The sequence below is a fragment of the Paucisalibacillus algeriensis genome (genome assembly GCF_000577245.1).
GTDB lineage: Bacteria > Bacillota > Bacilli > Bacillales > Amphibacillaceae > Ornithinibacillus.
In genome coordinates this window covers 36,423-51,109 of record NZ_CBYO010000014.1, presented here as the reverse complement: position 1 = coordinate 51,109, position 14,687 = coordinate 36,423, and the positions used below count along the sequence as shown (strand labels likewise).

The 14,687-nt window shown below is 35.2% G+C and carries 14 protein-coding genes and 1 other RNA gene; 12 read left to right on the top strand and 3 right to left on the bottom strand.

Features of this window, described 5'->3' with window-relative positions:
- Positions 1-142 precede the first annotated feature (142 nt).
- The 6 genes from dinG to nth all read left to right on the top strand — a co-directional run bounded on the left by dinG (position 143) and on the right by nth (position 7,880).
- On the top strand, positions 143-2,926 hold the full coding sequence (gene dinG, locus TY11_RS09785) for an ATP-dependent DNA helicase DinG (RefSeq protein ID WP_042146487.1): 2,784 nt from the start codon (positions 143-145) through the stop codon (positions 2,924-2,926).
- 481 nt (positions 2,927-3,407) lie between these two features.
- On the top strand, positions 3,408-3,884 hold the full coding sequence (locus tag TY11_RS09780) for a cell wall elongation regulator TseB-like domain-containing protein (RefSeq protein ID WP_155982691.1): 477 nt from the start codon (positions 3,408-3,410) through the stop codon (positions 3,882-3,884).
- 15 nt (positions 3,885-3,899) lie between these two features.
- Positions 3,900-5,084 carry a pyridoxal phosphate-dependent aminotransferase gene (locus TY11_RS09775; protein WP_042145618.1) on the top strand — a complete coding sequence of 395 codons (1,185 nt, stop codon included), beginning with the start codon at positions 3,900-3,902 and terminating at the stop codon, positions 5,082-5,084.
- Between the two features lie 46 nt (positions 5,085-5,130).
- Positions 5,131-6,423: an asparagine--tRNA ligase gene (gene asnS / locus TY11_RS09770; protein ID WP_042145616.1), complete on the top strand. Its 1,293-nt coding sequence runs from the start codon at positions 5,131-5,133 to the stop codon at positions 6,421-6,423.
- A gap of 114 nt (positions 6,424-6,537) precedes the next feature.
- Complete coding sequence (locus TY11_RS09765; RefSeq protein ID WP_042145613.1) at positions 6,538-7,224, top strand: DnaD domain-containing protein; 687 nt, start codon at positions 6,538-6,540, stop codon at positions 7,222-7,224.
- Positions 7,224-7,880, top strand: a complete 657-nt coding sequence (gene nth, locus TY11_RS09760; RefSeq protein ID WP_042145611.1) for an endonuclease III — start codon at positions 7,224-7,226, stop codon at positions 7,878-7,880. Before TY11_RS09765 ends, nth begins: the two co-directional genes overlap by 1 nt.
- A 34-nt stretch (positions 7,881-7,914) precedes the next feature.
- Here the strand turns inward: nth and TY11_RS09755 are convergent, their stop codons facing one another.
- On the bottom strand, positions 7,915-10,605 hold the full coding sequence (locus tag TY11_RS09755) for a transglycosylase domain-containing protein (RefSeq protein ID WP_042145608.1): 2,691 nt from the start codon (positions 10,603-10,605) through the stop codon (positions 7,915-7,917).
- 17 nt (positions 10,606-10,622) lie between these two features.
- Positions 10,623-11,204, bottom strand: a complete 582-nt coding sequence (recU, locus tag TY11_RS09750) for a Holliday junction resolvase RecU (RefSeq protein WP_042145605.1) — start codon at positions 11,202-11,204, stop codon at positions 10,623-10,625.
- Between the two features lie 104 nt (positions 11,205-11,308).
- On the opposite strand from recU, the gene TY11_RS09745 reads away from it, so the two are divergent.
- Positions 11,309-12,256, top strand: coding sequence for a DUF2515 family protein (locus tag TY11_RS09745; RefSeq protein WP_042145602.1), 948 nt, complete (start codon positions 11,309-11,311; stop codon positions 12,254-12,256).
- Positions 12,257-12,322: 66 nt separating this feature from the next.
- Here TY11_RS09745 and TY11_RS20650 read toward each other — a convergent pair whose 3' ends face one another.
- Positions 12,323-12,424 (bottom strand): spore protein, encoded by a 102-nt coding sequence (locus TY11_RS20650; protein ID WP_197025077.1) that lies wholly within the window; start codon positions 12,422-12,424, stop codon positions 12,323-12,325.
- A 164-nt stretch (positions 12,425-12,588) separates the two neighbouring features.
- Here TY11_RS20650 and TY11_RS09740 point away from each other — a divergent pair, with 164 nt between their 5' ends.
- The 5 genes from TY11_RS09740 (at position 12,589) to rnpB (ending at position 14,628) form a co-directional block, all read left to right on the top strand.
- Entirely contained in the window at positions 12,589-12,795 is a 207-nt protein-coding gene (locus TY11_RS09740; RefSeq protein WP_042145600.1) for a hypothetical protein, read from the top strand.
- Positions 12,796-12,901: 106 nt separating this feature from the next.
- Complete coding sequence (locus tag TY11_RS09735) at positions 12,902-13,252, top strand: DUF1798 family protein (RefSeq protein ID WP_042145597.1); 351 nt, start codon at positions 12,902-12,904, stop codon at positions 13,250-13,252.
- Positions 13,253-13,323: 71 nt separating this feature from the next.
- Positions 13,324-13,722 (top strand): cytidine deaminase, encoded by a 399-nt coding sequence (locus TY11_RS09730; RefSeq protein ID WP_042145596.1) that lies wholly within the window; start codon positions 13,324-13,326, stop codon positions 13,720-13,722.
- Positions 13,723-13,875: 153 nt separating this feature from the next.
- Positions 13,876-14,187 (top strand): cell division regulator GpsB, encoded by a 312-nt coding sequence (gene gpsB, locus TY11_RS09725; RefSeq protein ID WP_042145594.1) that lies wholly within the window; start codon positions 13,876-13,878, stop codon positions 14,185-14,187.
- 66 nt (positions 14,188-14,253) lie between these two features.
- Positions 14,254-14,628: RNase P RNA component class B (rnpB, locus tag TY11_RS20110), an RNA gene on the top strand.
- The last annotated feature ends 59 nt before the right edge of the window (positions 14,629-14,687 follow it).

Sequence of the window (14,687 nt, the reverse complement as noted above, 5' to 3'; positions counted from 1 at the left end):
TAATTAATAGGCTGTTTACTAAAAGATTGTGGCTTTTAGAAGCAATGTATATACGGGCTGCTTACATCCGTTACGAACTGTATAATAGAAATGAATTTTTATTTGGATACATTATATAATGAAAGGCAAGGGTGGTGATGAAATGAATCGATTTGTTGTCTTGGATCTAGAAACAACAGGAAACTCAAGCGCAAGCCAAGATAAAATTATCGAAGTGGGTATGGTTGTAATTGAAAATAATGAGATTGTTGATGAATTTTCTACCATGTTATACCCAGGTAAGTCTATACCACCATTTATTACGCAATTGACTGGTATTAAAGATGAAGATGTTGCGGATGCTCCAACTTTCTCTGAAATGGCTGAAGTAATTGTTGAAATACTTGAAGATAGCTATTTAATTGCCCATAATGTTCCATTCGATTTAGGATTTTTAAATGCAGAGTTATCTGCAATCGGAAAACCAAGTTTGAAGAACCCTGTACTTGATACCGTTGAACTGACAAGAATATTATATCCTCATTCACCTGGATATAAATTGGGCATCCTAGCAGAGTTTCTAAATATAGAACATGATAATCCACATCGTGCCTTGTCAGATGCCTATGTTACCGCTAAACTTTTTATTAAGTTACAAGACAAGATTTCTACCTTACCAAATGAGACAATTAACCATCTTTTAAAAATTGAAAAGATATTAAAATCAGATTTATATGAGCTATTAAACCTACAGTTAGAGGCGTTATCTTACTCAGTGGAAGGTACAAAATTTACGAGCTATAAAGGGTTAGCTTTTCGTAATATATCACCAGAAAAACGTGATAAAGTCACCATTACCTCATCATTTGGTGAATACCTGGATTCCATCTATGAAATAGGTGGAACGATGGAATCCACAATGAAAAATTATGAGAAGAGGGATGGACAGCGAATCATGTCTGAGGATATATTTGATTCTTTTCAGGCGAGTAAACACGCATTAATCGAGGCCGAAACAGGTACCGGGAAATCATTAGCATACTTAATTCCGAGTATTTATGAGGCTGTTAAATCAAATAAAAAAATTGTAATAAGTACGTACACAACACAATTACAGTCACAATTACTGGAAGAAGAAATACCTTTAATAAGAGAGCTAGTTAAGATTCCATTTAAAGTTGCATTACTGAAGGGAAAGCAGCACTATATTAGTATTGAAAAGTTCGCTAATGAACTTTATTCAGTACAACATGATAATTATGACACAGCTTTAACAAAGGCAATGATACTTGTATGGTTATTAGAAACAGAGACAGGTGATATCGATGAATTGCATTTACCTTCCCATGGCCAAATTTTCTATAAGCGAATATCAGCTGAAGTGGAAGGACTTGCAGACCCAACGTCACCATGGTTTAAATACTCCTATTACCAAAAGGCCAGAAGAAATGCTCAATTAGCAGATATTATCATTACAAATCATGCATTATTATGTACAGATATCTTTCATGATTATCAGTACCTTCCAAACTATGACAAGGCTATCATTGATGAGGCACATCATTTGGAGGAAACTGCTTCTAAGTATTATGGTTTAAAATTAGATTATGTGAATATGCAACATCTATTCAACCAAATAGGTGCTTTTGGAGAAGGAAAATGGCTAGATAATTTGAATATTGATCTTGCCGCTAATGGAGATGTTGATGTTAAAGATCGTTGGAATGATCTATTGACATTAGCGAAATATGAATTAGATGATTTGTTTCGAACCATTTTTCAATATGTTTTAAATAAAAATGGATCACAAAAGGTTCTTAGTGATGTCGGAAGAATTCAATACCGATACGAGAAAAAGGATGAAGTCGATAAGAACTGGAGTCTAATTAAGGAAATGGCAACAAGATTAATATTCTATATTCGTGATTTGGTACATTTATTAAACTTACTAAGTCAAAATTTAGCTGTTAAAGAAGTAAAAGATGAGACAGAACGTCGAATTGAAATATTACAGTCGTTCATTGATGGGTTAGAGCAGTTATTCTTAATGGATAATGATTCGGTCAATGTAAAGTGGATTGAAATCGAAGCATATGGCGCGAAAAATGCAGTTTATTTATATTGCGAACCTATAAATGTATCATCGATTTTACAAAAAAACTTCTTTGATGTGAAAGAAAGTGTTATTTTAACAAGTGCAACTCTAACTATGAGAAATTCATTTGATTTTATCCGAAAAAGAGTAGGAATTCCAAAAGATAGGCTGTCCACAAAGAAGATAGCATCTCCTTTTTTCTATGATAAACAGGTTAGGGTAATGGTACCGAATGATTTTCCAGATATTAATTATGGAAATATAGATGATTTTATTGCAGCAACATCGGAATCCATATTATCCCTTGCTGAAATTACAAATGGTAGGATGTTGGTATTATTTACATCTTACGATATGCTTAAAAAATCTTATTATTTACTGAAAGAAACAATGGAAAATGAAAAGTTTGTACTCATTGCACAAGGTATATCCAGTGGAAGCAGGGAAAGATTAAAAAAGAATTTTCAAACTTTTGATCAGTCTATTCTTCTTGGTACAAGTTCGTTCTGGGAAGGGGTGGATATTCCGGGTGATGATTTGTCATGTTTAGTAATTGTAAGACTCCCATTCCAGCCACCGAATCATCCAGTTTATGAAGCAAAAGCAGTAGATATGAAAAGGGCTGGTGGAAATGCTTTTTATGACCTTTCATTACCGAATGCGGTGATCCGTTTTAAGCAAGGATTTGGAAGGCTAATTCGCTCCACAAATGACAGAGGAATTGTCTTTATATGTGACGCACGAATTATCAGATCATCCTATGGTAAATACTTTACTGATTCTATACCACAAATACCAATTTCTTTCGATACTACAAAACAGCTAATGCAAAAAGCGAAAGAATGGTTTTAATAAATATGAAAGCTCACTAGACCCAATTACTAGGGAGACACTATGAATCATTTCGAATTGATGTACCCTGTACTTGAAGTGTTTTCTAGCCGTGGTTCTGTCTAAAAAGTAAAAAAAGAACTGATGCAAGTGCATCAGTTACGCAAGGTGGTATGGAGTTTAGAATTATTTGGTTGAAATAAATAAAAATAAAACAAAAATGTAGATATGCTTGGTATAATGGTTAGGTGTTTCATCTTATTTAAGTTCAACGTAAACTTAGTATAGACAGCGGATATGGTAAGTATGTTTAGCAATAATTGATAAGAATAGAAGTAAATTGGAATGTATAGAAAAATGGAGGGTGAAAGTATGGTAATACAAGGGATTTTACAGTCAATACATATTTGCATTTTGAACATAAAGAAAGAAGTTGGTAGTATTCCAACACATTACCATGCATAGAAGAGATTTTCGATTCCCCGCTTGGACAAAATGGACTTTGCTTGTATTATTTTTTATTATTATTGCTATATTTATCTTTATAATAAATTTATATTCCGATATTCAAGAAAGTAAGACAAAAGGATTTTCTGATGCAGAACATCGTGTCTTACAGGAGACTGATATTGTGGAAATAGAGAGTACATCAAGGTATCAAGCTGATTCCCTTTATCATGTTGTTTTCGGTAAAACAAAAGCAGAACAGAGCATTATTGTGTTTGTTCCAGAAGATGATGAGAAGAAGTTGACAATTGTTAATCAAACTGAGATTTTACAATATGATACTGTAAAAGCAAATTGGATGAATGAATGTGTAAAGTGTGAGCTAATTGACATTGTTCCTGCTATTAATAAGGGTAATGCTCTATGGGAAATAACCTATTATGACGAAGCTAATCGATATGTCTTAGACTATGTATCCATTTTTGATGGTACCAAATATGAGGAATTTCGTTTTAAAAAAATGTTTGATTAAGTGAGGGAAATGTAAATGGAGATTGCAAACAGAGTAAAAACATTAACACCTTCAACCACTTTAGCAATAACTGCTAAAGCAAAGGAATTAAAGCAAAATGGCTTTGACGTAATTGGTTTAGGAGCTGGGGAACCGGATTTTAATACTCCAGATTATATTATTGAAGCTGCAAAAGATGCAATGGATCAGGGGAAAACGACATATACTCCAGCCGGTGGTATTAATGAATTAAAACAAGCTATCATTGATAAACTGTACAAAGAAAACAAGCTTTCCTATGATATGAATCAGATAATTGTTACTTCTGGTGCAAAACATGCTCTTTACACACTGTTTCAGGTTCTTTTAAACAAAAATGATGAGGTGATTGTTCCATCACCTTATTGGGTGAGCTATCCTGAGCAAATAAAACTTGCTGGTGGAAAGCCAGTTTATGTTGATGGGAAAGAAGAGAATAATTTTAAAATAACACCAGAACAGCTCAATGCAGCTATTACAGATAAAACAAAAGCAGTCATAATTAATTCTCCAAGTAATCCAACTGGAATGATGTATAGCAAAGAAGAACTATACACCTTAGGAGAATTGTGTCTTAAACATAATATTCTTATTATATCGGATGAGATTTATGAAAAACTGATTTATACCGATGATGAACATCTTTCCATTGCACAACTTTCAGAAGAATTAAAAGCACAGACCGTTGTCATTAATGGAGTGTCAAAGTCACATGCAATGACGGGTTGGAGAATTGGATATGCAGCAGGTCCATTAAATATTATTAAAGGAATGACAAATTTAGCGTCTCACTCCACATCGAATCCTACTTCAATCGCACAATATGCAGCTCTTGCTGCATATCAAAGAGAAGTTGACCCAACTGTGGAAATGCGCAAAGTATTTGCAGAAAGACTTGATGCATTATATGATTTAATCGTTAAGATTCCGGGTGTAACATGTAAAAAGCCTCAGGGAGCTTTTTATCTTTTTCCTAATGTATCGGAAACTGCTAAACTTAACGGCTTTAATACAGTTGACGAATGGGTTCAAGCATTATTGGAGGAAGAAAAGGTTGCCGTTGTGCCTGGATCAGGCTTTGGTTCATCCGATTATATTCGATTGTCATATACTATTTCAAAAGAACAATTAGTTGAAGCGGCGAACCGGATTAAGCGCTTTGTAGAAAATAACATGAAATAGTCTTTGTCGAAACAGAGCAAATTATTTATTTATGGAGGTTATATCGTTGAAAACAACAATCGCACAAGTACCTAAGTCTTTAGGTCAAAAAGTAACTATCGGAGCATGGCTCGCAAATAAACGATCAAGTGGAAAGATTGCCTTTTTGCAATTACGTGATGGAACAGGATTTATCCAAGGAGTAGTTGCCAAAAGTGATGTTAGTGAAGAAACATTCCAATTAGCAAAAAATATGTCTCAGGAATCTTCTATGTACGTAACTGGTACTATTGTAGAAGATTCCCGCTCGCCATTTGGTTATGAAATGCAAGTGGAAAATATTGAGTTAATTCATGAATCAGTTGATTATCCAATCACTCCCAAAGAGCACGGTACGGAATTTTTAATGGATCACCGTCATCTTTGGTTACGATCAAAAAGACAACATGCTGTTATGAAAATCAGAAATGAAATTATCCGAGCTACATATGAGTTCTTTAATGAAAATGGTTACGTGAAAATTGATCCACCTATTTTAACAGGATCTTCCGCGGAAGGAACCACAGAACTTTTCCATACGAAATATTTTGATGAAGATGCTTATTTATCACAAAGTGGTCAATTATATATGGAAGCAGCTGCTATGGCTCTTGGAAAAGTATTTTCATTTGGTCCAACTTTCCGAGCAGAAAAATCTAAAACAAGGAGACATTTAATTGAGTTTTGGATGATTGAGCCGGAAATGGCATTTGTTGAACATGATGAAAGCTTGGAAATTCAAGAAAACTATGTTAGTCATATCGTTCAATCTGTTCTAAAAAACTGTAAATTAGAGCTAGCTGTCTTGGAAAGAGATACTTCTAAGCTTGAGAAGGTAAAAGCACCATTCCCAAGAATTTCTTATGATGATGCGATTTCCTTATTAAAAGAAAAAGGGTTTACAGATATTGAGTGGGGAGAAGACTTTGGAGCTCCACATGAAACAGCTATTGCAGAAGACTTTGACATGCCAGTCTTTATTACAAACTGGCCAAAAGATATTAAAGCATTTTATATGAAGCCAGATCCAAATAGAGAAGATGTCGTTCTATGTGCGGACTTAATTGCACCAGAAGGTTATGGTGAGATCATAGGTGGATCCCAGAGAATAGATGACTTAAATTTAATGAAACAACGTTATGAGGAACATGGACTTAACGGACCTGCATATAAGTGGTACCTTGAATTGAGCCAATACGGAAGTGTTCCCCATTCTGGTTTTGGTTTAGGTCTAGAACGTACAGTAGCGTGGATTTCTGGAGTTGAACATGTTCGAGAGACTATTCCGTTCCCAAGATTATTAAATCGTTTGTATCCATAGAATATTATATCTTTAAGGCTGTCTCCATATGATTGAGGCAGCCTTATTTTATCTAGTCGAATATAATAGAAAAATGTCGTAATCATGCTATACTAGATAGGAGGTGCTCACAATATGAAAAAACAACTATCATTTCAAGATTTCTTATATGATCAAATAACCATACCTAATAAATTGCTCATTTCTTATAAAATACTTGGCCTTAATGAAACGGAATTAATGGCGGTAATATTAATCCACCGTTCAATTTATAAGGGCAATAGTTTTCCCACGTTAGAAGAATTAACTGCTAACTTAACAATCGATGAAAAAGAATGCTCCATGATACTTCGGAAACTTATACAAAAAAATCTCTTGAAGATTGAAAGGACAGAGAATAGCCAACAACAGTTAAGTGAAGTATATTCTCTTGAACCATTATGGGAAAAACTTTATCAACCTGAGATACCAGTGAAAAAAGAGACCGAGGACGGTTCTCTATTTATTTTATTTGAACAAGAGTTTGGTAGACCATTATCTCCATTTGAAATTGAAACGGTAAATGTATGGCTTGATGAAGATGAGATTTCTCCAGCGTTAATAAAAGCTGCCCTAAGGGAATCCGTTTTGATGGCAAAACTAAATTTTAAATATATGGATCGTATTTTGAGAGAGTGGAAAAAGAAAGGGATTCATACAGTAGAACAAGCACGGCTTGCTTCAAAAAAATTCCACGATAATCAGGCAACAAAACTAGCAAATACAGAAAATAAACAGAGAGATACATCCTTTTATTATAATTGGCTAGAGGGAGAGGACTAATGTTAAATAAGAAACAAGTAAGATTTTGTCTTGATGAAATTGGTGAGATGTTTCCTGATGCAGATTGTGAATTAAATCATAATAATCCATTTGAGCTTGTTATAGCAGTGCTTTTATCTGCACAATGTACAGATGTATTGGTTAATAAAGTCACAAAGGATCTTTTTAAAAAATACAAGACACCAGAGGACTATTTAGTAGTTCCACTTGAGGAACTACAGCATGATATAAAGTCAATAGGATTGTATCGTAATAAAGCAAAAAACATTCAAAAGCTATGTAAAGTACTAATTGATGAATACGATGGGGAAGTTCCGCGTTCGAAAGAAGACTTAGTAAAATTGGCTGGAGTAGGAAGAAAGACCGCTAATGTTGTGGCATCAGTTGCTTTTGGAGAACCAGCAATCGCAGTTGATACACATGTGGAACGTGTATCAAAAAGACTAGGAATATGCCGTTGGAAGGACTCTGTACTTGAGGTTGAAGAAACATTAATGCGAAAAGTTCCAAAGGAAGAGTGGAGCGTTACACACCATCGATTAATATTCTTTGGTAGATATCATTGTAAGGCAAGAAATCCAGAATGTCCAGAGTGCCCATTACTTGAAGTATGTAGAGAAGGGCAGAAGCGGATGAAAAAAAGAGAGGCAATGTAAAAAATGCTGTCACAAAATCTGTGACAGCATTCTTTTATTCTTCATTATCTTCACCAGGTTCAGGAACTCCTGTTTCTTCATCATCTCCCGGATCAGGCTCTGTACTAGTTTCTCCAGGTATTTCTACCGAAGTAGTTCTAGTTTCTCCACGTGAACCCTCATTTGCACCATTTTGTCCAATTGGAGTTACATGGATGGTGTAAACTTGCCCTGGTTCAAAACTACCATTAATTTCAATTCCGTTTGATTGAACCGTCTGTGTTCCACCTTGTGGTCCTTCCACGGTTACTTCAAATATGGCAGGAGGGCCATTATAACTCCAACTTACATCAATGAATGAATTATTTTGATCAAAAACTGCTGTTAATCCATCCACCGGGTTTATTGGTGTGTTTTCTTCCTCTTCCTCTTCTTCTTGTTCAATCTTCACTTTAACCGATTTTGGTTCACTTCGATTTGCTTCATCCTCATTGCTTACTACAACAACTTGAATGTTATATTCAGAGCCAGGACTGACTTCTGTTATTTCTATTCTTTTGTCATTCGTAGAAGAGAGGACTTGCATATCACCACCATCGACACTTGCGGATACTTCAAATGAAACATCCTCATCTGAGTCATACTCCCATTCAGCAATTATCGCATTATTGCCTTCGCTGTACTCAGCTTTAAGTTTTTCAACTGGATCTAACTGATCGTATTTTTCGGATGTTTTAGTCGGTTCTGTCCCCTTTACAAAAAGCTCTGTTACAATTTCAGACTTTGGAGTAAATTCACTTGGTAATGCAACAGGATTTGAACCTTTCTCTACCGCAACCTCTACAACGGAATCTGGTTTTACAAAGTCAGGAGTTTCAACCCCATCATGTAAATTAGTCATAAGTTGCTTGAATAGGGCATGAGCAATCCATTTCTCATCATCCATTGTTCGCTGGGTTTCATCATAACCAACCCATATCGCTGTTGTATAGTTTGTTGTGTATCCAGCAATCCAAGAATCTTTAGCTCCTTCAACGTCTTTTAGGTTTGTTGTACCAGTTTTAGCTGCAATCGGTAATCCCGGTATTCGAGCTGGTCCGCCAGAAGAACCTTGTGCTAATGCGGTTTTTAACATGTCAGACATCATATAGGCTGTATAATCCGACATTGCAACCTCTGGTTCTGGTGTAAGCTCGACTGTACGGCCATCTGGAAATACCACTTTTGTAACAGCATACGGTTCATAACGCATACCTTCGTTTCCAAATGGTTGGTATGCACCGGCAAGTTGGAGTGGATTTACGTTTGTTTCGTGACCACCAATTGCATCTGTTAATTCTGGTTTTCCATTAGCAAATTCAATACCTAAGTTATTTGCAAATTTCTGTGAGTTTTCATATCCAACTTCTAATAATGTTTTAACAGCTGGCACGTTAAGCGATTCTTGAAGCGCATATCGGGCTGACATCCAGCCTTGATATTGTCTATTCCAATTTCGGACTGCTTGATCAGTACCAGCGATTTCAAACGGTTTATCATCATTTATTTGATGATAGGTCGACATTTTATTAAATTCGATAGCCGGTCCATATGCAACAATTGGTTTAAATGCTGATCCAGGTTGGCTACCACCTTGAATAGCATAGTTCCATCCATTTTGATAATTTCTATCTCCACCGATTGCTCGAATTGCACCAGATTTGGTATCGAGTACTACAAGACCAGCATGTAAATCTCCATTAGGGAAGTTAATCGGATTATTTTCCGAGTCAGACAATAAAAGCTCAACATAATCTTGAGCGTTCCTATCTAAAGTAGTATAAATTTTCAATCCGTCAGAATAGATGTCTGCACCATCTAATTTGGCTTCTACTTCTTTTTCAACTTGCTGTATAAACGCATCATATGGAGTTGATTCAGGACGATCCTCTACTAACAGTGAAGGAATATCTACTTTTAGTGCTTCATCAGCTTCCGCTTGTGATATTTTATTATGACGAACCATTAATTTTAATACTGTTTCCATTCTACCCCTTGTTAAATCTGGGTTTTTGAATGGATCATAAGCAGATGGGCGCTGTGGTAATCCTGCTAAAATTGCTGCCTCTGGTAATGTTAGATCATGCAAATCAGTTTTACCAAAATACGTTTCAGCTGCCTTAGCAACCCCATGTGCACCTGCACCGTAATAAATTTTATTTAGATACATCTCTAAAATTTGTTCTTTTGAGTAATCCCTCTCTAATTGAAGAGCAAGCCATTGTTCTTGAACCTTTACCTTCATTTTCTTTTCATTAGTCAGGAAGGATTTTTCAACCAATTGTTGGGTAATGGTACTTGCTCCTTCAGAGCCAAAACCATTTCGGATATTACCAATTATAGCTCCACCGATACGTCTTATATCGATACCTGGGTGTTCAAAAAACCTTGCATCCTCGGTAGCAATAACTGCATCAATTAACACATCGGGTAAATCTTCATAATTAATCTTTGTTCTTTTTGTATCACCTAGGTCAGCAATCAATTCACCATCTGGATCATAAACCTGAGATGAGAAGGGATCGGCTAATTTTGATGCATCAATTTCAGGAGCAGTGGCAACATAATAGGTGAATAGGCCGGCAACACCTAATCCGACAACAAGAAAGAACAGTACAAGTCCTAAGAATATTTTTTTCCATTTTGGTTTCTTTTTTGATTTTTTCTGTTTTCTACGCGCAGTGCGAGTTTGGCGATTTTCTGCCATTTCTCACTACCTCCAATCTAAAAATAAAGTTGATCAATAATAGATAGATAATCAACTCTAGCTTGATATTTAAAAGGTATAAAATATCCTTGCTGCTTTATATAATCGTATGGTATCGATTTTCTACCATTTGCTGCCTTTTCATACCAATAGGGGAGCAATTTATCTGCTTCCAAATAATATGTTTCATTATGAGAAGCAAAATGGATAATCATAAAACAAATACCGCCATGTTGAACTACTGATTCCATATGGGTAATCTGATGTTCATGTATGTTGGCTAATGGAAAAGATGTTTTGTTTTTTGTTTCTTTTGCCTCAAAGTCTACATATCGATTTCGATAAATACCATTATAATCCGTAGTAGATGCTTGTTTGAAGTATGCTTCTGTTATGACAGCAGCACTTCGTTTAGGATAATTTACTTTTACAATTTGAATCGGTGTTGGTTTCTTATGAATAATCGCAAGGTCCATATCTAGGTAATATTGATTCGTCAGGTTAATATCCTCTTCAAGTGTCATTCCGCGATTTGAAAAAGATTGCTTTGTCAGGTTACTGTTAGTAGGTAGCGACCGTTTTCCGTTTGGATAATTCATACTATGCCTCCTAGCATAATCAGTATCATATCAGAAAAAACGCCCACAGTGTTACTTTAATGATAAAAATATAGTAAATTTATTACTTAAGGCAGGATTCCTAAATGTTGAACTCGCAAAAAAGGGATTACCTCTATTATATAATAAATAAAACAAGGAAGTATAATATTGACAACATTTCTCGAACGAAAGCTTACCAACGTTTTTTTATAAAGTATCCAGAAATTAAATGGGCAATAGTTGCATCTATTGTATCCCGAAATGCTGGTTGGAATATGACAGACTTGTATTTACTTCCATATAAAAAGATGTTAAGTGATAGAGAACGCAATCAGTTATTTATGACATATGAACGTGCAAATTGGCTTATTTTTTCTGATGCTTTTCCACAATTATTAATTTATGAATTATCCCTTAAAAATGATTTAGTAATGTTTGACCTTCTAGATGACCTACATGTCTCATCGTTTATGAAGAGAGAATGGCAGATTTTCAGCAAAACGAAAGATAAAAATCGACTTTTGACTGCATTAATTATAAATGAACAAAATGTAATACAACGTCCGGTTATTTCACAGCCCTATTTTAGAAAAAAAGTGTTTTTAAGTTTTCCATACGTATTGCAAAACAATCTGATGTTAAACGCTGTTTTACTTCCCACAACCACTGGAAGATTATATGGTTCATATATCCATGGGTTTACAAATGTTACAAACCGTATAACGTTAGGGAAAAAAATTGCTAGACAACTATTTCACCCTGATATTTACCCAAACTTAATGGATTTCATGCTCCAAGTAGAACACACAGGTTCACGATATGATTATGAACAGTTATTACCTGTTGATTTTCCTAAAAGTCCTATGTTACGTACGGTTTATCCAATAATAGATCATCAAGATAATATTCGAATAGACTGGTTTAAATACGGGGGTATCAAGAAAAAATGGTTCTTTCCGGAGCAAAGTGAAGTAGAGGATATCGGAAAATCGTTTTACCAAAAACGTAACCTTTTATATGCTTATTATCATGTAAAAAATATCTTCAACTAGAAGATTATATCCATTAGGAAAAGAGGATGATCAGGAAGGGAAATTACCTGAAACATCCTCTTTTGCTCAAGTAGAAGGTCGATTAGGGCCGTTTAACTTCTTGTCTCCACTCTTAAGAGATTTACCGTTTAATACTTCTTTTTGTTTATTTTTCTGTTTGTCTTTCATATTTTAGACCTCCTTTTACTTTTTAGTGTGTCTAAAAGATGAAAAAAAATGAGTTTAAACACTAGTTTTGTACGATAACTTCTAGTTTTGTCGAACATGAAGGACATACAGCCTCCTATGCAGAACTTAGGAAGTAACATTATTCTTAAATTGAGGTGAGTGCCATGGGACTAGCAATATTAAAGGAGAAGGATAGTTGTGGGGGATTTCGGAAGGATTTTGAAGAGGCTCTTCTTCAACTTAGCGATATTGCACGACTAGCAGAACAAAAATTAAGTCTAAAAGTGGATAATCATATTCAAGAACAATATAGAAAACAAAATCAAGAAATCCATCATTTAACAGAAATAGTGAATTCCTTGCAAAAGTAAGTTGCAGAACTATGAAAAGAAATATTCTGACGAGAACCTGAATCATGCCTTAATTGCCCATACATGATAAAATAAAATTATAAAATGGATGAATAGAGGCGTTAGAATGTTACTCGTTGACTACACAAATCAACTAAAAGAAGATTTGCAGCATCTTAAAGACCTATTCGAGCAAAGCAGTCCCCCGGAGGATCTTCGTGATAAAGACTATTTTGAAATGGTCAAGGAAAAGACTTTACCGGTCTATGAATTACTCTCGAAATGGGAGGAACTTGCATTAAAGATAATAAAAGAGAGTAAGATAAGTGTGCATCCTAATCAAATTGTTTCTACTAGAGAAAATATGGAACTTTTATTAATGCATAGCTTTTATATTGATGTAAGAAGAAGGCGCTATATGGAATTAAATCGCTCTGTGTTATATGTATTCGACCAATTATTAAGAGCGGTAGAATAAGCATTCCTGCTTTACAATTCTGATTACTTTTACTATAATTAGCTTTCAAACTTCAGGAGGGGGAAAGGCTTATGGTTAATCAAGAGCTAATAAATAATGCGATTGAAATAAGAGAACGTGCATATGTGCCCTATTCAAAATTCAAGGTAGGTGCAGCTCTTTTAACAAAGTCAGGGAAAGTATATACTGGCTGTAATATAGAGAATGCAGCATACCCTGTTTCATTATGTGCGGAAAGAGTCGCAATTTTTAAAGCAATCTCAGAAGGTGAAACAGAGTTTGTTGAGTTGGCTGTGGTTGCAGACACGGAGCGTCCTGTTCCACCATGTGGTTCTTGTCGCCAGGTGATGAGTGAGTTTTTTGAATCTGAAATGAATATACATTTAACAAATTTAAATAATAATACAATCACAGTTAAAATGGATGAGTTACTCCCATTCTCATTTCAAAAATCAGATATGGAAAAATAAGAAGGAATAATAAGTAAGAAGCGGATTGTTCAGCTTCTTACTTTTTTGCTATAATAAAAGGCGGAAGTCGTACATATAGTAAAATAACTTGTTTCATATTAAACTTAAGGCATCAAGTGACTAAAAATGAAATGGAATTATGGGGTGAAGAAAATGATGAATAACCGAATTCAGCTAGGCAGTAAAGAGATTCTTGAAAAAGATTTTAAAACGGCAATGAGAGGGTATAATCAAGAAGAGGTAGATGAGTTTTTAGACATTGTCATTCAAGACTATGAGGCGTTTGGTCAAGAAATAGATCGCTTAAAGCAAGAGATTGTAAAGCTTAAAAAGTCGAGTGAAAGCCAAGGAAGAACTAGATCTTCTAATCCTATGCCGCAACAGGTTAACTATGATGTATTAAAGCGACTCTCTAATTTAGAGAAGGCTGTATTTGGGAGTAAATACGCAAATGCAGATTCATAAAAACTTACAATAATTTCCAATGAAAAAATGGACTAGTTATGGTAAGATAAGTCTTAGGAAATATGAATACTCATGTAATCGCTGCGACAATGCAGAGGAAAGTCCATGCTCACACAAACTGAGACGTTTGTAGTGTTCGTGCTTGACGAATTCATAAGTCGAGGTAGCCATTTGGCTAACGGCAGGTGAAGTTCCTAAGTCCTTTTAGGATATGGAATTCTAACCTTGAAAGTGCCACAGTGACGGAGCTAAAATGGAAACATTTTAGGTGGAACGAGGTAAACCCCACGAGTGAGCAACCCAAATTATGGTAGGGGCATCCTCTAATAGGGAATTGAACCGAACGAGGGACAGGTGATAACCTGTAGATAGATGATTACAACCTGTGTACGAGGCTGACCACCGTTTGGAGTACAATGGTACAGAACATGGCTTATCGAGTATTCAATGGTCTATATGTGAGATAAACATAACCTTTTTGCATGCAAATGCAGAAAGGT